22 protein-coding genes are annotated in these 22701 nt (G+C 73.2%); 5 read left to right on the forward strand and 17 right to left on the reverse strand.

The window, feature by feature from the left end:
• The 8 genes from Scani_RS02175 to Scani_RS02210 all read right to left on the reverse strand — a co-directional run bounded on the left by Scani_RS02175 (position 1) and on the right by Scani_RS02210 (position 6804).
• Positions 1-474: a MarR family winged helix-turn-helix transcriptional regulator gene (locus Scani_RS02175; protein ID WP_159469477.1), complete on the reverse strand. Its 474-nt coding sequence runs from the start codon at positions 472-474 to the stop codon at positions 1-3.
• A 171-nt stretch (positions 475-645) separates the two neighbouring features.
• Complete coding sequence (locus Scani_RS02180; RefSeq protein ID WP_159469479.1) at positions 646-1056, reverse strand: ATP-binding protein; 411 nt, start codon at positions 1054-1056, stop codon at positions 646-648.
• Positions 1057-1266: 210 nt separating this feature from the next.
• Positions 1267-2580: a PP2C family protein-serine/threonine phosphatase gene (locus Scani_RS02185; protein ID WP_159469481.1), complete on the reverse strand. Its 1314-nt coding sequence runs from the start codon at positions 2578-2580 to the stop codon at positions 1267-1269.
• Positions 2577-3602 (reverse strand): SpoIIE family protein phosphatase, encoded by a 1026-nt coding sequence (locus tag Scani_RS02190; RefSeq protein WP_159469483.1) that lies wholly within the window; start codon positions 3600-3602, stop codon positions 2577-2579. Before Scani_RS02190 ends, Scani_RS02185 begins: the two co-directional genes overlap by 4 nt.
• Entirely contained in the window at positions 3587-4024 is a 438-nt protein-coding gene (locus Scani_RS02195; RefSeq protein ID WP_167538044.1) for an ATP-binding protein, read from the reverse strand. Before Scani_RS02195 ends, Scani_RS02190 begins: the two co-directional genes overlap by 16 nt.
• Positions 4025-4040: 16 nt before the next feature.
• Positions 4041-4454 carry an STAS domain-containing protein gene (locus tag Scani_RS02200; RefSeq protein WP_159469487.1) on the reverse strand — a complete coding sequence of 138 codons (414 nt, stop codon included), beginning with the start codon at positions 4452-4454 and terminating at the stop codon, positions 4041-4043.
• Positions 4451-5329 (reverse strand): STAS domain-containing protein, encoded by an 879-nt coding sequence (locus Scani_RS02205; protein WP_159469488.1) that lies wholly within the window; start codon positions 5327-5329, stop codon positions 4451-4453. The genes Scani_RS02200 and Scani_RS02205 overlap by 4 nt, the downstream gene beginning before the upstream one ends.
• Before the next feature lie 308 nt (positions 5330-5637).
• Complete coding sequence (locus Scani_RS02210; protein WP_159469490.1) at positions 5638-6804, reverse strand: PP2C family protein-serine/threonine phosphatase; 1167 nt, start codon at positions 6802-6804, stop codon at positions 5638-5640.
• An 80-nt stretch (positions 6805-6884) separates the two neighbouring features.
• Between Scani_RS02210 and Scani_RS02215 the strand changes: the two genes are divergently transcribed.
• Positions 6885-7394 carry a MarR family winged helix-turn-helix transcriptional regulator gene (locus Scani_RS02215; protein ID WP_159469492.1) on the forward strand — a complete coding sequence of 170 codons (510 nt, stop codon included), beginning with the start codon at positions 6885-6887 and terminating at the stop codon, positions 7392-7394.
• A 210-nt stretch (positions 7395-7604) separates the two neighbouring features.
• On the forward strand, positions 7605-8528 hold the full coding sequence (locus tag Scani_RS02220) for a hypothetical protein (RefSeq protein ID WP_159469494.1): 924 nt from the start codon (positions 7605-7607) through the stop codon (positions 8526-8528).
• Between the two features lie 3 nt (positions 8529-8531).
• On the opposite strand, the gene Scani_RS02225 is transcribed toward Scani_RS02220, so the two are convergent.
• From Scani_RS02225 to Scani_RS02235, 3 genes are all read right to left on the reverse strand, one after another.
• Positions 8532-8840 carry an AzlD domain-containing protein gene (locus Scani_RS02225; protein ID WP_159469496.1) on the reverse strand — a complete coding sequence of 103 codons (309 nt, stop codon included), beginning with the start codon at positions 8838-8840 and terminating at the stop codon, positions 8532-8534.
• Complete coding sequence (locus tag Scani_RS02230; RefSeq protein ID WP_159469498.1) at positions 8837-9673, reverse strand: AzlC family ABC transporter permease; 837 nt, start codon at positions 9671-9673, stop codon at positions 8837-8839. Before Scani_RS02230 ends, Scani_RS02225 begins: the two co-directional genes overlap by 4 nt.
• 116 nt (positions 9674-9789) lie before the next feature.
• Entirely contained in the window at positions 9790-10671 is an 882-nt protein-coding gene (locus Scani_RS02235; protein WP_159469500.1) for an AraC family transcriptional regulator, read from the reverse strand.
• A gap of 134 nt (positions 10672-10805) precedes the next feature.
• On the opposite strand from Scani_RS02235, the gene Scani_RS02240 reads away from it, so the two are divergent.
• The 3 genes from Scani_RS02240 to Scani_RS02250 all read left to right on the forward strand — a co-directional run bounded on the left by Scani_RS02240 (position 10806) and on the right by Scani_RS02250 (position 17364).
• Positions 10806-15611 carry an Lhr family helicase gene (locus Scani_RS02240; protein ID WP_159469502.1) on the forward strand — a complete coding sequence of 1602 codons (4806 nt, stop codon included), beginning with the start codon at positions 10806-10808 and terminating at the stop codon, positions 15609-15611.
• 69 nt (positions 15612-15680) lie between these two features.
• Positions 15681-16526 carry an Fpg/Nei family DNA glycosylase gene (locus Scani_RS02245; protein ID WP_159469504.1) on the forward strand — a complete coding sequence of 282 codons (846 nt, stop codon included), beginning with the start codon at positions 15681-15683 and terminating at the stop codon, positions 16524-16526.
• 61 nt (positions 16527-16587) lie between these two features.
• On the forward strand, positions 16588-17364 hold the full coding sequence (locus Scani_RS02250) for an SDR family NAD(P)-dependent oxidoreductase (protein WP_159469506.1): 777 nt from the start codon (positions 16588-16590) through the stop codon (positions 17362-17364).
• A 497-nt stretch (positions 17365-17861) separates the two neighbouring features.
• Here the strand turns inward: Scani_RS02250 and Scani_RS02255 are convergent, their stop codons facing one another.
• The 6 genes from Scani_RS02255 to Scani_RS02280 form a co-directional block, all read right to left on the reverse strand.
• Positions 17862-18332 (reverse strand): Dps family protein, encoded by a 471-nt coding sequence (locus tag Scani_RS02255; RefSeq protein ID WP_159469508.1) that lies wholly within the window; start codon positions 18330-18332, stop codon positions 17862-17864.
• A gap of 197 nt (positions 18333-18529) precedes the next feature.
• The gene (locus Scani_RS02260; RefSeq protein ID WP_086720541.1) at positions 18530-18913 is read right to left on the reverse strand and encodes a helix-turn-helix domain-containing protein; all 384 of its coding nucleotides are present in this window, start codon (positions 18911-18913) and stop codon (positions 18530-18532) included.
• Positions 18914-19007: 94 nt separating this feature from the next.
• A complete protein-coding gene (locus Scani_RS02265) occupies positions 19008-19544 on the reverse strand; it encodes a CinA family protein (protein WP_159469518.1) in 537 nt (178 codons plus the stop codon).
• Positions 19541-20191 carry a CDP-diacylglycerol--glycerol-3-phosphate 3-phosphatidyltransferase gene (pgsA, locus tag Scani_RS02270; protein ID WP_159469520.1) on the reverse strand — a complete coding sequence of 217 codons (651 nt, stop codon included), beginning with the start codon at positions 20189-20191 and terminating at the stop codon, positions 19541-19543. The genes Scani_RS02265 and pgsA overlap by 4 nt, the downstream gene beginning before the upstream one ends.
• Positions 20188-21672, reverse strand: a complete 1485-nt coding sequence (rimO, locus tag Scani_RS02275; RefSeq protein WP_159469522.1) for a 30S ribosomal protein S12 methylthiotransferase RimO — start codon at positions 21670-21672, stop codon at positions 20188-20190. Before rimO ends, pgsA begins: the two co-directional genes overlap by 4 nt.
• 104 nt (positions 21673-21776) lie before the next feature.
• The gene (locus tag Scani_RS02280) at positions 21777-22583 is read right to left on the reverse strand and encodes a helix-turn-helix domain-containing protein (RefSeq protein ID WP_159469525.1); all 807 of its coding nucleotides are present in this window, start codon (positions 22581-22583) and stop codon (positions 21777-21779) included.
• Between the last annotated feature and the right edge of the window lie 118 nt (positions 22584-22701).

Here is a 22701-nt window from a genome sequence, read left to right on the forward strand (position 1 = left end):
TCAGCCGCGTTCGGACCCCACGGCGGCGACGGCGAGGACAAGTTCTCCCAGCGCCGTGACCAGCGCCCCTCGTTCGTCCGCCGGCATCCGGCGCAGCACCGCGGCCGCACGGTCCACCCGGCTCCTGCGGAAGCGCTCCAGGAACGCGCTGCCCTCCTGGCTCAGTTGCAGTCCGATCGCGCGCCGGTCGCCGTCCGTCGGGCCGCGCAGCAGCAGACCGGCGGACTCCAGTGCGGCGCACACCCGGCTGGCGCGCGGCAGACCGAGGCCCACGGCGGCGGCAACGCTGGTCAGGTTCCGCCCGGGACGGGCCGAGACGACGGACAGCACTCTCAGGCCGTGCGGGGACAGGCGCGGTTCCACCGGGGCGGCCGCCTCTCTCACCAGGGCGGCGATCGCCTCCCCGGCGGCGGCCAGCTGTTCGGCGGCCTCGCGCAGTGTCTCCGTCGACCCTTCGGCTCTGTGGCGTTGCATGGACGCATCCCGTTCCCACGGTCCGACGACAGGTGCGGCGCACCCCGCGGGCGGGGCCCGGCGGCCGGCCGCCCGAGGAGCATCCGCAAGCGCACACTCCTGTGCGCCCTGCCCGCTTCTCCCTCGATCACACGGCCCTCGCACGTCAACGGCCTGGTGTCAGGCCCGTCTTCAGCGGGCGAGGGCGGCCTGTACGATCTTGCCGCCGCCGGGGCGGGGCCGGACGGTGACCTCACGGGCCAGCGTGCACACCATCGGCCATCCGAAGCCGCCCCCGCGGCCGGTCAGATCCGGACTGCGCCCTTCCGGTCGCGCGGGACTGGGGTCCTCGACGCGCACCTGGATGCTGTCGTGATCCGCGCTGAGACGCAGCGCCGTGACGGCACCGGCGTGCCGCAGCGCGTTGGTCACGAGCTCGGACACCAGCAGAAGCAGGTTCTGGGTGGTCCGCGCGGCGGGCGCCGGATGGAGCAGGTCGGCGAAGCCCCGGGCGAAGTCGCGGGCGTCCGCCGCAGTCCCTGGTCGGCAGTCGCCCCGGGCCGGCTGGAATGCGGGGTCGTCGGTCGCAAGCGATTGGTGCATAAGCTCTTTCACCCCGGTGAGTGGAACTCCTCGTTCGGCTGGTGTGCAACAAGCGTCATCAGGTGTTCGTGAGGCGTGTACCCAACAGAGCCCCGGCGGAACGGGACACTTGGTGTGTCTGCCCGGCCGGGGCCGCCCGGATGCCCGACGACGCTGATGGCGACCTGCCCCGGCCCCGCCGCGGAGGCGGGGCGTCGAAGCCCCGGCCGCTCACTTCTCGGCGTGCGTCCCCGCCCGCGGGGCGCCCTGCCGGGCCCGGCGGACGGCGAGGGCCAGAGTGTCGTCCGAGTGGAGGATGACGGTGTGCATGTCCTCCGCGACGGCGCCGGGGATCTCGTCGACCGGCCGGCGGGCGTGGACCCGGGCGCTCTTGACGAGGCGCGCCTCGCCTTCGATGGGGTCCCTGCGGCTCTCGGTCAGACCGTCGGTGTACAGCACCAGCAGGTCGCCCTCGTGCAGCGTGTCCTCCCGCACGGCCTCGCTCCCCGGCAGCGGGAACCCGATCCCCCGGCCGCGGACCTCCAGGTAGTCGGACGTCCCGTCGGCACGCAACAGCAGGGCCGGCGGATGGCTGCCGTTGGCCAGGCGGACCTCACCGGTTTCGGGGTGGATACGGGCGAGCAGAACCGTCGCCATGATCTCCGGGTCGAACGGGACCAGGATGTCGTGGGTACGGGCGATGATGGATTCGAGCGGGTGGCCTTCGAGCGCCAGGGTGCGCACGGCGTGCGTGACGTTGAGCGCGCTGCGGGTGCTGCGTACACCATGGCCCAGCGCATCGACGACGGTGATGTGCACGGTGCCGTCGGGGAGGCAGAGCCAGTCGTAGAAGTCGCCGCCCGTGGGCGCGTCGGTGTCGGCGGGCTCGTAGTGGACGGCGAACTCCAGGCCGTCCACGGTGATCGGCGAGGGACGCAGGGCGTCCTCGAGCTCGCGCAGGATCTGGCCGTGGGCCCGGCGGAGCTGTTCGTCCCGCTCCTCCAGCTGGACGTAGAGGGCGAGCACGCCGCTGTTGGTATCGGCGAGTTCGTCCTTGAGGCGGTGCAGCTCCGTGGAGAGGGTGTCCACCCGGGAGAGCGCAGCGGCGAGGTCGCCCTCGAGCGCCGCGAGCTGCGCTTCGTAGACCTCGGCGCTCTCCGCCCCGCGAGTGCGGCCCTGGACGGGTACGGCGCCGCGCGGGGCGGGAGCGGACGGGGCCGGCTCCGGCGCCTCGCCCAGCGGCAGGTGCCAGGCGACCACGCCGTCGGACGTGGCCCGGCCCGGCAGCGGGAGGTGGGCCCAGCTCGGCGGTGCCGGCGTCGGTCCGGCGTGCAGGGTGACGGCCAGCAGCGTGCTGCCGCCCGGAGCGGGCTGCTCGGCGGCCTCCAGGCGGACGGGGCCGCCGGCGGTCAGGGCGGCGCCGGCCACCTCGGCCACGGAGAGCACGAGGCGCCCTCCGGTCCGGGAGGGAAGCCGGTGCGCTTCGCAGATCCGCCGTACGGCGCGGCGGAGGGCCGGCAGGTCATGGAAGGTGTGGGGGTTCACGGAAGTCTCTGGCGGGGACGGGCGGCGAGCACGGTCGCATCGTCGCGGGGGAGGCGGTGGCTGTGGACGAGGGACGCGACGAGCAACGGCGGGGGCAGGCGGTGCACGAAGGCCGAGGGTGCCTGGGCCCAGCGGTGGTCGATGCCGTCGGAATGCAGCAGTACCGTACCGCCGGGCGGCACGGGGAAGGCGCGCACATGCGGTGGCGTCATGTTCAGTCCGGCGATCCCCGGCTGACCGCTCAGACGGTGGCTCAGATCGAGCGGGGTCAGCGTCACGACGCGGACGTTGCCGACACCGCAGTACTCCGCCCGCCCGGGGTGCAGCCGCAGCAGACCGACGGCCGCGCCGCGGGTGCGGCGCAGCGCCCGGTGGAGCCCCGTGAGGAGTTCCGGCAGGGGGCTGTCGGGCCCACGGTGGAAGGACCGCAGGGCCACGTGCGCGGCCTCGGCGGCCTGCGGCCCGTGGCCGAGACCGTCCACGACGAGTGCGGTGCGCACGGAGTCGTGCTCGACGATGGCGCACCCGTCGCCGCTGTCCTGTTCCCGGTCCGCCGGTACGCAGAGGGCACCCACGTCCTGGTCGGCCGACGCCGTCTCGTCGGGTGCGGTGAGGCGGGCGCAGACGAGGGTTCCGGCACCGGGCCGGGTGCGGATGGTGAGGGTGGTCGCTATGCGTTTCACGGCCCCCAGGCCGGCGCCGAGGGTGTTGCTGGTGGTGTAGCCGTCGGCGAGGCACTGCTGCAGTTCGCCGATGCCGGGCCCGTGGTCCGCGGCGATCATCTCCATGCCGCCGCCCAGGGGCAGGGACTGGATGAACAGCACGCCGTTGGTCGCGTGATTGGCCAGATTGCTGGCCAGTTCCGAGGCGATGACCGCGGCCCGGTCGGGCAGCGCCCCTGGCAGCCCGCACTGCCCGGCGACCGACCGGGCCGTTTCGGCGGCCAGATGGACGGCGCTGTAGTGGTCCACCGCGATGTACGCCGTCGGCCGGAGGTGGGGAAGCGTCAACGACTCGCCCATCGCGTGACGATCACGGTCGTGCCCTGGCCCGGAGACGAGCGGAGTTCGAAGTCGTTCATCAGCCGCCGGGCGCCCCCCAGGCCGTGGCCGAGCCCTCCGCCGGTGGTGAAGCCGTCGGCCAGCGCGGCGTCGACGTCCGCGATGCCGGGCCCGTCGTCGGTGAACGTCAGACGGAGCCCCGCGGCGCCGCGCGACGCGAGGTGGTCGATGGTCACGGTGCCGCCTCCGCCGTGGATGTAGGCGTTACGGGCCAGCTCACTGGCCGCGGTGACCACGCGGGTCTGGTCGACGATGCTGAATCCGGCCCGCACGGTGGCCGCCCGCACGGCGTGCCGGACGGTCAGCAGGTCCTCTTCGGTCCGCACCTGGTGCACCGATGTGCTGCCCTCCGCGTCGGCGACATGTCGAGGGGCCGTGACCAGGCCCACCGCGCGGCTACTACTCCGTGCGGAACTCACGCAGGACCCCTCCGGACGGCTGCAGGCTCTGATGCCAGCCCAGCGCGGCCATGCCTTGCTCGGCGTTGAGCGCCGTTTCCACCCCGGTCAGCTGCAGGCCCAGCTCGACCAGGGTGATGGCGACCGGCGGCCGCATCCCGGCGACGATCACCCGGGCGCCCAGCAGCCGCGCCATGGTGGTCAGCTCCATCAAAGTACGGGCCACGAAGGAATCGACGATTTCCAGCCGGGAGATGTCGATGAGCACACCTCGCGCCCGGTCGCTGCTGATGCGCGCGGTCAGCTCGTCGGTGAAGGCCACGGCCGTCTTGTCGTCGAGTTCGTTGAGGAGCCCGGTGACCAGCACATCGCCCAGTCGCAGGATCGGCACCCCGGCCGAGGCGGGGACGTTCACCGCTGCGCCGGCGGGGCGGCCTGCGACGGAGCCGCGTCGGTGACTTTCACGGCTTCTCCGAGGGCGTCGGCGAGGGTGGCCCGGGTCATGATGGTCGACAGATCGATGCCGAGCTGCGCGATCGTCTGGGCGATCGGCGGCCGGATTCCGCTGATGATGCAGTCCGCGCCCATGAGACGCACCGCGTTGACGGTGTGCATCAGGTGCTGCGCGACGGCCGTGTCGACGGTGGGCACACCGGTGATGTCGATGATGGCGACCAGCGCCTCGTGCTCCTGGATGGCCTGGAGCACGTTCTCCATGACCACCTGGGTGCGCGCGGTGTCGAGGGTGCCGATCAACGGGACGGCCAGGACCTGGCGCCACAGCCTGACGACCGGGGTGGACACCTCCAGCAGCTGCTGGCTCTGCCGGCGGATGATCTCCTCCCGGCCCTCCACGAAGATCTCGAAGGAGAGGGCGCCGGCGCTGTCCAGCAGGCGGTTGATCAGCACCGCGCTGTGGAAGAGGTCCTCGCCGTCGCGGGTGTGCCGCTGGACGGCCTTCAGCAGGGCCTCCTTCAGCGACATCACGGCCAGCGACGTCGCGGTGGGCGAGACCCCCCGACGGGCCCGCCGCAGGGAGATCTCGGAGACGGCCTGGCGGATCTCCTCGTGGGACGTGACCACGTGTTCCACCGGCAGACCGCGGTCCAGGCCGGAGAGCAGGGCGCTGACCAGGGCATCGGCCTCCTCGCCCAGCTCCGCCTCGCTCACCTCCCCGTCCAGGGTCGGCTGCGCCAGCTGCAACCGCACCCAACGGTCCGAGATCTCATCGGCTTCTTCGCGCAGCACGCTCGTGACGCGCTCGCGTGCGGCAACTTCTGCGGATCCCAACTCATCGTCCTTTCGGTCCGTCCGGCCCGGGTGACTGCCTCGGGCGAGTTCACCCTGCGGTTGCGGCCGGGCCGGCCCGCACACCATAAACAGTTGTCGCCCGGCAAATGTTAGCGAGCACGATCAAGGGCCGGTACCCACGGCCCCGCTCTTCACCCACCGGCGCTCACACGCCGCCCGGTATCCGGATCCGTGCGGTCGGCTCCCTTCATCACCCCGGTCACTCCCTGCCCGGGCACGACCGGCGGAAGGCCGGTCCACCGCCGTCGACGGTGCCCGGCGAACGGACCCACCATGCTCTACGGGCATCAATGATCGTCGCCGAACCAGTCAAGACAGAGCACCAAAGCATCATCCAGGGACTCCGCATTACGGTATTCAGCCACGTCGCGCAGGACGGCACGGGGCACCATGGCCGCCGGCAGCAGGCTCGTGGCGTGGATCGACCGGGCGAGCGCCCGCTCGGCGTACCGCTCCCCCAGGGGCGACAGCGTCTCGTACACCCCGTCGCTCACGAAGATCAGCCGGTCCCCCGGGGCGAGGGTGAACTCCTGCGGCGTGTAATGGGACTCCTCGAACATGCCCAGGGGCATCTGGGCCTCGAGCGGGACACGCTCGATCGACTTCTCGCGCATCCGCCACAACTGCGGCGAACCCGCGTCGATGGTCTGCACCCGCCCCGTCGCGCGGTCGATGCGCAGGAGCAGCGTCGACACATAGGACGCGCCCCGGTAGTGGTCGTACACCGCCTGGTCGGCCAGTGCCGCCTGGTCCGCCAGGCCGATGCCCGCCCGGCGGGCGTTGCGCAGGGCGTTGACGGCGAGGTGGGTCAGGAGCGAGGCCTCGATGCCCTCGCCCATGCCGTTGGTGACGGTGAGCATCAGCGCGTCGGCGTCCGCGGTCCAGTCGAAGCTGTCACCGTGCACGGCGTAGGCGGGCTCCAGCTGGGCCCCGAGGGCGAAGCTCTCCTCGGTGTACGCCCGGGCGGGCAGCAGCTGCCACTGCATCTCCGCGGCCAGGGTGAGGCGGCTGACCCGGCGCGCCCGCTGGTAGACGTCCGTGTCGCGCTCGGCGACGAGGATCTCGCGGCCGAGCAGGTCCGCCACGTACCGGAGCTCGTCGAGGACCTCCGGTGCACAGCGGTCGCCCGGCAGCCGGACCGTCAGGATGCCGATCCGGTCGCCCCGCACCGTCACCGGGAGGTGGTGATCGGTCTCGTCGCCGCGCGGCACCTGCTGCTCGCGGGGCTCCTGGCTCCCGAGCGCCCGCCCCTCCGCACTGCCGGAGACGGGCAGCGAGTCCTCGCCGCGCCCGGAGGAATCGCACGATCTGAGCAGCGTGCCGCCGTAGTCCGTCAGGAACAGCCGGACCGAGGTGGCCCCGTAGGCGGTGGTGAGGGCGTCCCGCAGGGCGCCGACCAGCTCATGCGGTGCCGCGGCGCGCAGCGCCGTCTCCACGTCGAGGCGTTGGGTCATGGTGCGGGGGACACCCTTCGTCCACGGTCAAGGGCAGGGTCGGTCTGACAACGGGACGCACAGGGTGACAGAGTGTTCGTGTGTCCCGTTTCACCGGTCGGCCCCATTCCCACGAGCGCGCGAGCGCGGCGGCCCTCGCGGCTTCCGAGTTGCTCGAGGTGCTGTGGGGACGCGGGCAGGAAGCGGCACGCTCCGCGGAGGTCTCGCTCTCCCAGCTCCGCGCCCTCCTGGTGATCGAGCGGCGCGAGGGCACGAATCTGCGCACCCTCGCCGAGGCACTGGGCTCGCGGCCGCCGGCGGTCAGCAGGCTCTGCGACCGCCTGGAGGCCATGGGCCTGGCGGAACGCGGCCCCAGCGCGACGAGCCGGCGGGAGGTCGAACTCCGGCTGAGCCTGCGCGGCCGGGTGCTGCTGGAGCAGTACCGCGCGGCACGCAGCCGCGAGGTCACCGCCACCCTCGAACGCATGGAACCCGCCGATGTCGCCCGGCTCGCGGCCGGCCTCGAGGCGTTCCACGCGGCGTCCGCCCGGCTCGCGGCGGACCAGGACGGCGCGGCCTCCCGGGGCGGCGACGTCGCGGACAGCGCCTAGCCGCACGCCGGCGCTCCCGTGCCCTCGCACCACCGGGCGACGGCCCGCGCACGGCCCACCGCCCCCACGGTGCGTCCCACGGCCCGCCGCCGACGAGAGACCGGCGTGCGCCGCAAGATCCGTCAACCGCATGCCTTCAGTATCCCGCCCTGGGAGGGCAGCGGTGCATGAGCCGGTCCTCCCGGGGGTTTTCCGCCCTACGGTCGGGCCATGGCCGACAACGTAAGTCCTCCTTCGACCCCCCTGGCGTGTGCCGAGCGCTTCGTCTGGCTGACCGCGCGGGTGCTCGAACAGCGGCTTTTCGCGTACCACTTCCTCGGCGGCGGGGCCGACCCGGTCGAGACCGCGCTCGCCGCGTACCGCAACGACGACGACGGCTTCGGCCACGCCCTGGAGCCCGATCTTCGCGGTCCGGTCAGCCAGCCGCTGCACACCGCCCACGCCCTGCACGTCCTCGATCTGATCGGGCGCTGCGACGGCCGCCAGGTGGAGCGGATCTGCCGCTATCTGACGAAGATCTCCACCCCGGAGGGCGCGCTGCCCGCGGTGCACCCCTCACAGCGCGGCTATCCGGCCGCGCCCTGGATCCCGGTGGCCGACGACCCGCCGAGCGCGCTGCTGGCCACCGGCCCCGTGGTGGGGGTGCTGCACCGCAACGAGGTCTGGCACGCCTGGCTGTTCCGGGCCACGGACTACTGCTGGGCGGCCGTCGAGTCGCTGACCGGGACCCATCCCTACGAGGTCGAGGCGGCCGTGGCCTTCCTGGACGGCGCCCCGGACCGGCCACGGGCCGCCGCGGCGGCCCGGCGCCTCGGCCGGCTCGTACGCGAGCAGCATCTGGTACTGCTGGACCCGGAGCGGGCCTCGGACGTCCCGGTGGCGCCGGGGTACGCCCCCGGGGAACATCACCTGGCGTACGACTTCGCCCCGGCCCCCGGCTCGCTGGCCCGCGACTGGTTCACCGACGAGGAGATGGACCGGGCGCTGGACCACCTCTCCGCACTCCAGCAGGAGGACGGCGGCTGGCCGCTCAACTGGCGGGTATGGGCACCCGGAACAGCGCTGGAGAGCCGCCCCATGGTGACGCTCAAGGCGCTGCTGACCCTGCGGGCGTACGGACGCCGCCTCTCCTGACGCTCACCCTCCCAGGGCCCGCACCCCTGCGGTGACGGCCACGGCGACGCCGATGACCAGGAGGAACGGTGCCCGGAGCACGAGGGCAACGGCCGCGGCGGCCACCCCGGCGGCCTTGGCGTCGAGCATCAAGTGCGGGCCGTCAGCAAATGTCTGCTGAGCGGTGAGCGCGGCCAGCAGCGCGACCGGCAGCAGTGCGGCCAACCGTTTGACGAGCGGGCGCTCCAGTACTCCGGCGGGCGCCGACAGGCCGAGGTACTTGACGAGGTAGCAGCCGACGGCGGTGACGGCGATCGCGATCCAGACGGTCATCCCCGGTCCTCCTCGGCGGCGGTGCGGGACTCGTTGGTCCCGTCCTGGGGCGCGGGCGGCGCGGCGGCAGCGGCGGGCCGCACCGTCCCCCGCGCCTGCTTCGCCCGCTCCCGTCGCCCCTGTACCAGGAGGACGGCGGGGGCGGCGAGCGAGGCGACCAGCACGGGGGCGCCGGTGGGCAACAGGGGCAGCGTGACCATGACCAGCACCACGGCGAGACCGGCCGTGGCCCGTTCGACGGTGTCCTCGAGCTTCGGCGCGAGCAGCGCCAGGAAGACCGCGGGACCGGCCGCGTCCAGCCCCCAGGCATCGGTGTCGCCGAGCGCCCCGGCGCCCAGGGCGCCGACGAGGGTGGTGAGGTTCCACAAGGTGTAGAGGGTGAACCCGGTGACGGTGAAGCCCAGCCGGGCGCTACGCCGGTCGGGCTGGGCCAGGGTGACGGCGGACGTCTCGTCGATGATCCAATGGGCGGCGAAGGGCTTGATCCGTGCCCGGTAGCCGAGGACGGCGGACAGGCGCAGCCCGTAGAAGGCGTTCCGGGCGCCCAGGAAGAAGGCTCCGGCTGCGGCGGTGAGCGGATTGCCGCCCGCCGCCAGCGCGCCGACCAGGGCGAACTGCGAGGCCCCGGTGAACACCAGCAGGCTCAGCGCACAGGTCTGCAGGAGGCTGAGCCCGGCGCCGGCCGACGTCACACCGAAGGCGAATCCGGAAAGGCCGACGGCGACGCCCACGCCGAGCGCATCCCTGATGACGGCGGAGTCGGGTTTAGCGAGCGGGGCCGACGGCGACGCCTCGGCCCGCTGCGTGGTGGGTATCTCTGTCTGTTCTGCCACGCCCTGGACCGTAGGAGACCGCCGCCCCGGTGGTCTTGTACGTTCTTGCGCCGCGTGCCCCGGCGTGTTCCGAAAGGCGCGCCGGGCACCCCACGAAGGCCCCTGGGGCGAGGTTCCTAGGCCGAGCGCGCCCTGCGGTACGCGCCGGGTGGCACACCCACGATCCGCGTGAAGTGCCGGTTCAGGTGCGGCTGGTCGGTGAAGCCGACGGCGACGGCCACCTCGGCGGGTGGGCTGCCCGCTTCCAGCAGCCTGCGGGCCCGGCGTACTCGGGCGTCGGTGAGCCAGGTGTGCGGTGGCATGCCGTACGCGTCCCGGAAGGCGCGCAGCAGCGCGAACGCGCTGGTCCCGAGTTCCTCCGCCAGCTTCTCCAGAGGCGGCGGGTCGGCCATTGACTCCTCCAGGACGGCTCGAGCGCGCGCGGCGGTCCGGGCACCGGCACCAAGGGGCGTACGCGTCGGGAGCTGTCCTCCGTAGCGGCGCAGCAGCCGGGCGACGACGATCCGCAGCAGGCTGTCCGCGGCGAGGGCGTTGCCGGCTTCGGCGGCCCGGTGGATCTCGGTGATCAGGCGGCCGAGGTGCGGGTCCTGGGCCACCGTCCGGTCGAATCCCGGTGTGCCGCGCAGCCTCGTGGTCTCCCCGGCTATCTCGGCGACGACCTCGGAGGAGGGGTAGAGCGTGGCGTAGGCCCAGCCCTCGGGCGCGCCCGCCCGCGCGGTGTGCGCCACCTCCGGATTGATCATGATGATGCCGCCGTGACCGGCCCGGACGGTGCCCTGCCGGAGTCCCACCTCCTCGACGCCGGAGGTGACCGCACAAACGACGAAACCGTCGTGCGCATGACGGGGGAAGGAGTGCCGGACGTAACGTGCGCGCAGCAGGTCGAGGCCGGGCAGCCCGGCGTAGCGCCAGTGACGCGCCCACTCACCGCGGACCCGCGGCGTGGCGTGTGCACCGGGGACGCCGCCGCCCATAACCTGCCCGCCGACCGTGACCATGGCCCCATTCTGCGGGCACCAGGTGGCCGGCCGTCCGCGCGTCCGCAGCGCGGACGGCCGGGAATCCCCGGCCCGCGGCGGTGGCCGAGCGTGCGGTGGCCGCGTTGTCAGTGGTCCGGTGCACGATGGAGGACATGGCCAAGGCAGCGCTCGACTCGTTCTCTCCCGCGACCCGCGGTTGGTTCGCCGGCGCGTTCAGCGCGCCCACCGCCGCGCAGGAGGGGGCCTGGCGGGCGATCGGCGCGGGCTCCGACGTCCTGGTGGTGGCGCCGACGGGCTCCGGCAAGACCCTCGCCGCCTTCCTCGCGTCGCTGGACGCGCTGGCGAGCACGCCCCCGCCCGCCGAGCCGAAGAAGCGCTGCCGGGTGCTGTACGTCTCCCCGATGAAGGCGCTGGCCGTCGATGTCGAGCGCAATCTGCGCAGTCCGCTGACGGGCATCCGGCAGGAATCGGTCCGCCTCGGGCTGCCGGAGCCGGACATCAAGGTCGCCATCCGTTCCGGCGACACCTCGCCCGCCGAGCGCCGGTCGATCGCCACCCGCCCGCCGGACATCCTCATCACGACCCCCGAGTCGCTGTTTCTGATGCTGACGTCCTCGGCCAGGGAGGCGCTGGCGGGCGTCGAGACGGTGATCGTGGACGAGGTCCATGCCGTGGCCGGCACCAAGCGCGGTGCGCACCTGGCGCTGTCCCTGGAGCGGCTGGACGAGCTCCTGGACCGCCCGGCCCGCAGGATCGGGCTGTCCGCGACGGTGCGGCCGGTGGAGGAGGTGGCGCGCTATCTGTCGCCGCGGCGCCGGGTGGAGATCGTCCAGCCGCCCTCCGGGAAGCGCTTCGACCTCTCGGTGGTCGTCCCGGTGGAGGACATGGGCGAGCTGGGCGGCTCACCGGTCCAGGAGGGCGACACCGGCGAGAAGCCGTCCATCTGGCCCCAGGTCGAGGAGAAGATCGCCGATCTCGTCCAGGAGCATCGCTCCACGATCGTCTTCGCCAACTCCCGCCGGCTGGCGGAACGGCTGTGCAACCGCCTCAACGAAATCGCCTGTGAACGCTCGGCGGCGGCCGGTCCCGGTACCGGCGACTCCGTCCCGGAGCTGTCCGAGCACCACTCCCCCGCGGAGCTGATGGGCGGTTCCGGGGCCGCCAAGGGCGCCCCCGCGGTGCTGGCCCGGGCCCACCACGGCTCCGTGTCCAAGGAGCAGCGCGCCCAGGTGGAGGAGGACTTGAAGGCGGGCCGGCTGCCCGCCGTGGTCGCCACCTCCAGCCTGGAGCTGGGCATCGACATGGGTGCGGTCGATCTGGTCATCCAGGTGGAGTCGCCCCCGTCGGTCGCCTCCGGGCTGCAGCGGGTCGGCCGGGCCGGACACCAGGTCGGCGCGGTCTCGACGGGCGTCGTCTTCCCCAAGTACCGCGGAGATCTGGTGCAGGCCGCCGTGGTCACCGAGCGGATGCGCTCGGGCGCCATCGAGGCGCTGCGAGTGCCGGCCAATCCGCTGGACGTCCTCGCCCAGCAGCTCGTCGCCATGACCGCGATGGACACCTGGGACGTCGAGGAGCTGCTCGCCGTCGTCCGGCGGGCCGCCCCGTTCGCCGGCCTTCCCGAGTCGGCGTTCACCGCCGTACTGGACATGCTCGCCGGCCGCTACCCCTCCGATGCCTTCGCCGAGCTGCGGCCGCGCCTGGTGTGGGACCGCGTGGCGCAGACCGTCACGGGCCGCCCCGGAGCCCAGCGGCTGGCCGTCACCTCCGGCGGCACGATCCCCGACCGCGGCCTGTTCGGCGTCTTCCTGGCGGGCGGCGACTCCGGCAAGGGGGGTGGCGGTCGACGGGTGGGAGAGCTCGACGAGGAGATGGTCTACGAGTCCCGCGTCGGCGATGTCTTCACGCTCGGCACGACGTCCTGGCGCATCGAGGACATCACCCGCGACCGGGTGCTGGTCACCCCCGCCCCCGGCGTACCGGGACGGCTGCCCTTCTGGAAGGGCGACCAGCTGGGCCGCCCCCTCGAACTGGGCCGTGCGCTCGGCGCGTTCCTGCGCGAACTCGGCGCGCTCGGCCCTAAGGACGCCGGGGCCCGGCTGTCCGCCGCCGGTCTGGACGACTGGGCCGCGTCCAATGTGCTGAGCTACCTCGCCGAGCAGAAGCAGGCCTGCGGTCATGTCCCCGACGACCGCACGATCGTCGTGGAGCGGTTCCGTGACGAGCTCGGCGACTGGCGGGTGGTCATCCACTCCCCCTTCGGCGCCCAGGTCCACGCCCCGTGGGCGCTGGCCCTCGGCGCCCGCCTCACCGAGCGCTACGGCATGGACGCCCAGGTGATGCATGCCGACGACGGCATCGTGCTGCGGCTGCCGGACGCCGATCTGCTGGGCCTCGACCTCCTGGACGGCGACGGCGGCTTCGATCCGGCCGCCGATCCGGGCCTGGCCGCCCGCGGCACGGAGTACGACCCCGAGCAGTCCCCCGTGGGGGCGGCCGATGTCGCCTTCGAGCACGGCGAGGTCGACCAGATCGTCACGGACCAGGTGGGCGGCTCCGCGCTCTTCGCCTCCCGGTTCCGGGAATGTGCCGCCCGCGCCCTGCTGCTGCCGCGGCGCAGCCCCGGCAAGCGCACCCCGCTGTGGCAGCAGCGGCAGCGCGCCGCCCAGCTCCTCCAGGTGGCCAGCGAGTTCGGGTCCTTCCCGATCGTGCTGGAGGCCGTCCGCGAGTGCCTCCAGGACGTCTTCGACGTACCGGGCCTGTCGGAGCTGATGGGGGACATCGAGGCGCGCCGGGTCCGCCTCGTGGAGGTCACCACCCCCGAGCCGTCCCCGTTCGCCCGCTCGCTGTTGTTCGGCTATGTCGCCCAGTTCCTGTACGAGGGCGACTCCCCGCTCGCCGAGCGCCGCGCCGCCGCCCTCTCCCTGGACTCCCGGCTGCTGGCCGAGCTGCTGGGCCAGGCCGAGCTGCGCGAGCTGCTGGACGCCGAGGTGCTGGCCGAGCTGGAGCGCGAGCTGCAGTGGCGGACGGACGACCGGCGGGTCAAGGACGTCGAGGGCGTCGCCGACGTCCTGCGGCTGCTGGGACCGCTGACCGACGCCGAGCTCGCCGAGCGCGGCGCGGAGCCGGCCTGGACCAGGGAGCTGGCCGCCGCCCGCCGTGCGATCTCGGTGCGGATCGCCGGGAGGGACCACTGGGCCGCCGTCGAGGACGCCGGCCGGCTCCGCGACGCCCTGGGCACGGCACTGCCGGTCGGCGTGCCCGAGTCGTTCACGGAACCGGTCAAGGACCCGCTGGGCGATCTGCTGTCCCGTTACGCCCGCACCCACGGCCCGTTCACCTCCGAGCAGGCCGCCGCCCGCTTCGGACTCGGCACGGCCGTCACCGACGGCGCGCTGCATCTCCTCGCCGCGGCCGGCCGGGTCGTCCAGGGGGAGTTCCACCCCGCCGGCATCGGCCAGGAGTGGTGCGACGCCCAGGTGCTGCGCAGGCTGCGCCGCCGCTCGCTCGCCGCGCTGCGCGAGGAGCTGGAGCCGGTGCCGCCCGCCGCGCTCGCCGCCTTCCTCCCCCAGTGGCAGCACATCAGCGCCCCCCGCCCCGCGGCGGCGAGCGGGGTGCCCGCACCGCTCGGCGGCTCCGGGCACGGCCTGCGCGGTATCGACGGTCTGGTGCGCGCCGTCGAGCAGCTCCAGGGCGCCCCCGTGCCCGCCTCCGCCCTGGAGAAGCTGGTACTGCCCTCCCGCGTCGGCGGTTACACCCCTGCCCTGCTGGACGAACTCACCACCACCGGCGAGGTGTTGTGGGCCGGCGCCGGCGCGCTCCCCGGCAAGGACGGCTGGGTGTCCCTCCATCTCGCCGACTCCGCCCCGCTCCTGCTGCCGCAGCCCCTCCCGCTGGAACTCACCGCGCTGCACGAGTCGTTGCTGACCGCCCTCGCCCCCGGATACGGCCTGTTCTTCCGCCAGCTCGCCGACCAGGTCCGCGCCACCACCCACCCCGAGGCCACCGACTCCCACCTGGCCGACGCCCTGTGGGACCTGGCCTGGTCGGGCCGGCTGACCAACGACACCCTGGCCCCGCTGCGCGCCCTCCTCGGCTCGGGCCGTACGGCCGGCTCGACCGCCCATCGCGCCCGCCGGTCCGTCCCCCGGGGCAGATACGGCTCGCTGACCGCGGCCACGGGCCGCACCGGCCGTCCCACCGCCTCCCGCTCCGGTCCGCCGACCGTGGGCGGCCGCTGGTCGCTGCTGCCCGCCACCGAGCCGGACCCCACCCACCGCGCCCACGCCCTGGCCCGCACCCTCCTGGACCGGCACGGCATCGTCACCCGCGGCGCGGTCGCCGCCGAGGGCGTCGAGGGCGGGTTCTCCGCCGCGTACCGCGTACTCGCCGCCTTCGAGGAGTCCGGTCAGGCCCGCCGCGGCTATGTGGTCGAGGGCCTGGGCGCCGCCCAGTTCGCGATGGACGGCGCGGTGGACCGGCTGCGCGCGGTCAGCACCCAGCGCGAGCGCACCACCGAGGACACCCTGCCGGACGGCGGCCCGGCGCAGTCCCGGCGCGGCGGCCCGCAGCGCGCCGTCGTCCTGGCCGCCGCCGATCCGGCGAACGCCTACGGCGCCGCCCTGTCCTGGCCCGAACCGCCCGAGGACTCGGCCCACAAACCCGGCCGCAAGGCGGGCTCCCTGGTCGTCCTCGTCGACGGCGAGCTGACGCTCTACCTGGAGCGCGGCGGCAAGACCCTGCTCGTCTGGCCGCTGGGCCACGACCCGGCTCCGACGGCCTCCGACCCCCGCCTCCGGCTCGCCGTCGAGGCACTCACGGATGCCGCCCGTGCCGGCGCCCTGGGCACCCTCACCACCGAACGCATCAACGGCACCTCCGCCCTCACCTCCCCCTACGCCACGACCCTGGAGTCCGCCGGCTTCCACCCGACCCCGAGGGGGCTGCGGCTGCGGGGGTGACGGGAAGCAGCGGCCGACCGCCCGCGCATCGGGCCCCGCCCGCGCGCACCCGCCGGGCATGATGGTGGCATGCCCGAAGGTGACACCGTCTGGCGCGTGGCCCGGCGGCTCCGCGAAGCGCTGGCCGGCCGCCCGCTGACCCGTTGCGACCTGCGGACCCCGCGGCTCGCGACGGTGGATCTGACCGGCCGAGAGGTGCTGGACGTGGTCCCCCGCGGCAAGCACCTCCTCACCCGCTTCGAGGGCGGTCTCACCCTGCACTCCCATCTGCGGATGGACGGCGCATGGCAGATCTACGCCCCGGCCGAGCGCTGGCGCGGCGGCCCCGCCCACCAGATCCGGGCGATCCTCGGCACCACGGAGCACACCGCCGTCGGCTACCGCCTCCCCGTTCTCGATCTGCTGCGCACCCGCGACGAGTCCCGGGTCGTCGGCCACCTGGGACCCGATCTCCTCGGCCCCGACTGGGACCCGGCCCAGGCCCTCGGCCGGCTGCTCTCCGCCCCGGAGCGGCCCCTCGGCGAGGCCCTGCTCGACCAGCGCAATCTCGCCGGCATCGGCAATGTCTACAAGTGCGAGCTGTGCTTTCTGCTGCGCGCCTCCCCCTGGACCCCGGTGGGCCGGCTGCCCCGGCCCGAGCGCATGCCCGCACTCGCCAAGAAGCTCCTCGAAGCCAACAAGCACCGCCCCGCCCGCACCACCACCCCCTGGGGGCAACGCCCGGCTCCTTTCGGGGGCCGCGGCGCAGCTCGCTCCGACCGCCGCCTGTGGGTCTACGGCCGGGCCGGCCGCTCCTGCCTGCGCTGCGGCACCGCGATCCGCAGCGCCGACGAGGACCCCGCCTCCGAGGAGCGCGTCACCTACTGGTGCCCCGCCTGCCAGCCCGACCGGCCGAACGCCCCGCCCACGGACTGAGCCGTAACGCCCTCCGCCCCACCAATTGACGCCCCGTCAGATTCCTCCCTACCCTCGCCCCATGCCCTTCACGGCGTACGACCTCACGGGCCGCACCGCGATCGTCACCGGCGCGGCCAGCGGAATCGGCCGCGCCACCGCCGCCCTCCTCGCCGAGGCCGGGGCCACCGTCCACTGTGCGGACCTCGACGATCAGGGCGTCAAGGCGACCGCGGCGAAGATCACCGCCGCGGGAGGCTCGGCGCACGCCCACCACCTCGACGTCACCCGGCGCGACGAGATCGCCGCCGTCGTCGACGCCGCCCGCGACGCCACCGGCCGACTCGATGTGATGGCGAACATCGCCGGGATCATGCACTCCTCCGCCGTCCTGGAGACCGAGGACGCGGACCTGGACCGGGTCTGGAACACCAACTTCAAGGGCGTGCTGTACGGCTGCCAGGAGGCCGCCCGTGCGATGATCGCCACCGCCGTCCCGGGCTCCCTCGTGAACATGGCGTCCGGCGCGATCGACACCGGCGCTCCCGGCCTGCTCTGCTACGGCGCCGCCAAGGCCGCCGTCGTCCAGCTCACCAGGACCCTCGCCACGGAAGTGGGCCGGCACGGCATCCGCGTCAACGCCGTCGCCCCGGGCTGGATCCGTACGGCGATGACCGAGCGCCACACCGCCCGGGCCCAGCAGCAGGCGGAGGGGCCGATGATCCGGATGTCGCCGCTGGGGAGGGTGGGAGAGCCCGAGGACGTCGCGCACGCCGTGCTGCACCTGGCGTCGGACGCCTCGTCCTTCATGACCGGTCAGATCCTCCGCCCGAACGGCGGCGTCGCCATGCCGTGGTGAGCAGCGCCCCACACGCCCCCCGCACCCCGCGAAACCCCCGGATCGCCCGGACCTTGGCACGGCGCAGGCCGCCGTCACTCCGCTCGGTCCGCGGAACACAGTGCACCGGCAGCAGGCTCAGGCCCCAGCCGCCCAGCGCCACCACCCCCTCGACCACCCCCGCCGACTGCGGCCAGACCACCAGCCGGACCGCGGCCCCCCACCACAGCACCCCGACGACGGCCCCGGATATCCAGCGGCCCGGTACGGCCCGCGGACGTCGGCCGGACGCCCCGCGGGCTGCGACGTCACGCCACCCCATGACTGCCTCCTCGGGCCGACGCTAGACGGGTCCCGCCGCCCGGCGGGAGGGCGCACCGGGGCATTTCCGGCGTGCGGCCGGCCCCGCAAGCCCCGGAACGGACCTCGGCGCCGCGAGCCCCCGACGTAGCCCCCACGGGCCGGGAGAACCGGGAGGACATGCGCAGACCCCGGCCCTCGGTGGGTGCCGCGGCCCGTCAGTGGGCCTCGGCCTGGAACATCCAGTGGTGCTTCTCCAGGTCGGCGGTCAGCCCGATGAAGAGGTCCTGACTGACCGGGTCCGGGTCCGCGGTGGCGGCGATCCGCTCGCGCATCCGGCCGATGACCGCACTCAGCGCCTCCACCATCGCCCGCACCACATCACCGTCCTTGATCCAGCCGTCCGTGATCTCGCTGATGCCGCTGGTCTTGGCGACGGTGACCGCCCGCCCGTCGGGGGACACCCCGATCGCGGACGCCCGCTCGGCCACCGTGTCGGCATGCTGCCGCGCACTGGCGACCACCTCGTCGAGCTGCAGGTGCACGGAGCGGAAGCGGGGCCCGACGACGTTCCAGTGCACCTGCTTCGCGACGAGGGAGAGGTCCACCAGGTCGACGAGCGCTCCCTGCAGAGCGGTGCCGACGATGCCGCGGTCCTCGTCGGACAGTGTGCTCTTGACGACAGACATCCAGATACTCCTGATTCAGGCGATATATCCGATTTAGCCATCGTACAAATGAATCGCCCGTTCCGAGCCGCCCGGACGGTCCGCCCGGGCATCGGCCCAGGGCACCGCCCACCCCCACGGGCCCGTCCGCACCCGGGCAGCAGGGAGCCCCGGCGGGCTGCTGCCCACCGGGGCTCCGATGCGTACGAACAGGGGTGTCAGGCCGCGACGACATCCACTACGTCGGCCGGGGACTTGATGGTCACGCGCTCCTCCGGCACACCGGCCAGGGACGTGACGGACACCGAATTGAGCTTCGGCCGCACCGGTGCGGGCACCGGGTCGCTCGCGGCCGCGGACGCTGCCAGCTCGGCGAGCGCCAGCTCGTCGCTGACCTCCCGCATGAGCTCGGACATGCGCACGTCCAGCGCGTCACAGATCGACGAGAGCAGTTCGGAGGAAGCCTCCTTCTGCCCCCTCTCCACCTCGGACAAATAGCCGAGCGATACCCGGGCGGAGGAAGAGACCTCGCGCAGGGTTCGGCCCTGGCGCTGACGCTGTCGGCGCAGCACGTCACCCAGCAGGCGACGAAGCAGAATCATCGCTGGCTCCCTCCTCGGACCTCGGATCCGGATCCTTCTCGCCCCACCGTACCGCCTCGGGCTGTAGGCGTGCGGGGTGCAAGTACGTGTTCACTCAGGGCTGCAAACATCCATTCCCCCCGTGTTGTTCCGTATCCTGTGCCCGCGTATTTTCTGTCAGTTCGCTCAACAGCATTGCGAGCACGGCGTCAATGGTGTCCAGCCGGATCCGGTCACGACCGCCTTCCAGTGCCAGCCGCCGCACCCGCCCGGCACCGCCCGGCCCCTGGACCGCCACGAAGACGGTGCCCACCGGATACCCGTCCTGAGGATCGGGGCCGGCCACGCCCGTGGTGGCGATGCCCCAGTCGGCGCCCAGCACTCGCCGCACACCGCCCGCCATCTGCCGTGCGACCTCGCCGTCCACGGCCCCGCGCGCGGCCAGCAGGGCGCCGTCCACGCCCAGTACCTCCCGCTTGAGGTCGGTGGCGTACGCCGTGACCGAGCCCCGGACGACCCGTGAGGCACCGGGGACGGCGGTCAGTGCGCCCGCCACCAGTCCGCCGGTCAGTGATTCGGCCACCGCCAGGCTCTGCCCACGCCCGGCGAGCAGCTCCAGCGCCCCGGCCGCGACAGAACCCGGCCCGCTCACCGCGCTGCGTCCCTCTCGGCCCGCTCGGTACGCTCCTGGGCCAGCCCGGCCCGGCGCAGCACCACGGCCTGCCGGATGTAGTCGAGGCCGGTGACCACGGTCAGCGCGACGGCCACCGCCATCACCCACCAGCGGAAGGTCGCCAGCGGTCCGGTCAGCACCAGGACGTACATACCCACCGCGGTGCCCTGCGCCAATGTCTTGATTTTGCCGCCACGACTGGCCGGAATGACCCCGTGCTTGATCACCCAGAACCGCATCAGCGTGATCCCGAGCTCCCGGAAGAGGATCACGCCGGTCACCCACCAGGACAGATCGCCCAGCACCGACAGACAGATCAGGGCCGCGCCCATGATCGCCTTGTCCGCGATCGGGTCGGCGATCTTACCGAAGTCGGTGACCAGGTTGTACGTGCGCGCCAGATGCCCGTCGAAGACGTCGGTGATCATGGCGACGGCGAAGGCGGCCCAGGCGAAGACGCGCCAGACGGGGTCCGTTCCGTTGTCGTGCATCAGCAGCAGCACGAAGGCCGGGACCAGCACCAGCCGCAGCATCGTCAGGAGGTTGGCGATGTTCCACAGCCCGGCCTGCCGGACGACCGGCGCCGTGCGCGGGCCACCAGCTGCGGAAGCCGGGACTCCGCTCATCTGGCCGCCTCCTCGGTACACCCCGCGCCCTCCACCGACAGCACCTCCGCGACGAGATCCACGCCTTCGCTCGCGACCACCTTTGCTTCGACCATACGACCGGGCTCCAGCTCCTGGTCGGTCGACAGCAGCGTGACACCGTCGGTCTCCGGCGCCTGGTGCGCGGCCCGCCCGACAAGGCCGTCCTCGTCGTCGTTCCGGTCGACCAGTACCCGCACCGTCTCGCCGACCCGCTCCTCGGCGCGCTGCGCGGTCAGCTCCTCGGCCAGCCGCGAGACCCGCGCCAGCCGCTCGGCGACCACGTCCGGATCGACCTTGTCCTCGTAGGACGCGGCCTCGGTGCCGTCCTCGTCGGAGTAGCCGAAGACGCCGATGGCATCGAGCCGGGCCTCGGTGAGGAAGCGCTCCAGCTCCGCGACGTCGCTCTCGCTCTCCCCGGGGAAGCCGACGATGAAGTTGGAGCGGGCACCGGCCTGCGGCGCCTTCGTGCGGATCGTCTCCAGCAGCTCCAGGAAGCTGTCGGTGCCGCCGAAGCGCCGCATGGAGCGCAGCACACCGGGCGCCGAGTGCTGGAAGGACAGATCGAAGTAGGGCGCGACCTTGTCGGTGCCGGTCAGGACGTCGATCAGGCCGGGGCGCATCTCGGCCGGCTGCAGGTAGCTGACCCGGATCCGCTCGATGCCGTCGACGGCCGCCAGCTCCGGCAGCAGCGTCTCCAGCAGCCGGATGTCGCCGAGGTCCTTGCCGTAGGAGGTGTTGTTCTCGGAGACCAGCATGATCTCCTTGACGCCCTCCCCGGCCAGCCAGCGCGTCTCACCGAGCACGTCGGAGGGCCGGCGCGAGATGAACGAGCCGCGGAAGGAGGGGATGGCACAGAACGAGCAGCGCCGGTCGCAGCCGGAGGCCAGCTTCACCGAGGCCACGGGGTTGCTGCCGAGCCGGCGGCGCAGCGGCGCACGCGGCCCGGAGGCGGGCGCGACGCCCTCCGGCAGATCCTCGGGCGGGGTGTCCTGGGCGTGGCCGGGCAGCGCGACATCGGCGGAGCCCTGGCGCTCGGCCGGGCTGATCGGCAGCAGCTTGCGGCGGTCGCGGGGGGTGTGCGCGGCGTGGATGCCGCCGTTGAGGATGGTCTGCAGGCGGTCGGAGATGCTGCTGTAGTCGTCGAAGCCGAGCACGCCGTCGGCCTCGGGCAGCGCCTCGGCGAGCTCCTTGCCGTAGCGCTCGGCCATGCAGCCGACGGCCACTACGGCCTGGGTTCTGCCATGATCCTTCAGATCGTTGGCTTCCAGCAGGGCGTCGACGGAGTCCTTCTTCGCGGCCTCGACGAAACCACAGGTGTTGACGACGGCGACATCGGCATCGGCGGCTTCCTCGACGAGGTCCCAGCCGTCCGCTGCCAGGCGGCCTGCGAGCTCCTCCGAGTCCACCTCGTTACGGGCGCAGCCAAGAGTGACAAGGGCGACGGTACGGCGTTCGGGCATAGGCCTCAGCCTACTTTGTCCCGGCCGCCCCCTTGGCGCGCAGGTCTCCGCCGCCCGCTCCGGGTGCCCGGAACGGGCGGCGGACACCCCCGGAGGACCGGCCCTCAGCCCGCCTGGGGGTCCCCCGGCGTGTAGCTGAGCCGCTCCACCGTGCCCTTGTCGCCGACCTTCTTGACCTCCTTGCCGTTGACGTACAGCTGTACGGCTCCGGCGTTCCCGAGGACCAGGTCGATGCGTTCCTTGTCGGTGATGGTCTTGGACTCGCCCTTCTTGAGCAGGCCGTCCTCCAGGAGCTTGCCGTTGGCGTCCTTGGCGGAGATCCAGCTCTGCCCGTCACGGGCGGTCACCTTGATCGTGACCTTGTCCTTCGGCAGTCCGGCGACGGCGCTGTCGGAGGGATCGGGCTTGACGGGCGGCTTGATGGTCGAGGGGTGGCGGGTGGGCGCCGGCGCCGGCTTCGCGTTGGCGTCGCCGACCGCGATCGGGCCGTTGTCGCTCTTGTCGCCGCCCGTGAAGAGCGTGAAGCCCACGAACCCGACCACCGCGACGATCGCCGCGACCATCGCCGCGGTCCAATTGGGGCGGCGCGGCTCGGAACGGATCCGTTCGGCTTCGAAGAGCGGTGCGGCGGGAGTCGGCGCGGGCCGTCCGCCGTGCTCGGCGTCGAACTGGTCGATCAGCGGTCGGGGGTCGAGGGATACGGCGCGGGCGAGCGCCCGGATGTGCCCCCGGGCGTAGACGTCGCCGCCACAGCGGGAGAAGTCGTCCTGCTCGATCGCGTGCACGAGGGGGATGCGCACCCGTGTCGTCGTACTGACCTCTTCGACGGTCAGTCCCGCTCCGATACGGGCCTTCTGGAGGGCAGCACCGACGGAAGGCCGGTCTGCTTCGGGGGAGTTGCCGATGGACACGGGGGCGCCTTTCGAGCGTGTAGCCACCTGCTGGAAGTTCAGTCTAGGGGTGGAGCGAAAGGGTGGGGCAAGCGGGAGAGCAAGGTTTGTACGCCATCGGAACGCCGTCGGCGGTGCC

This window comes from Streptomyces caniferus, assembly GCF_009811555.1.
In the GTDB taxonomy this organism is placed as follows: domain Bacteria; phylum Actinomycetota; class Actinomycetes; order Streptomycetales; family Streptomycetaceae; genus Streptomyces; species Streptomyces caniferus.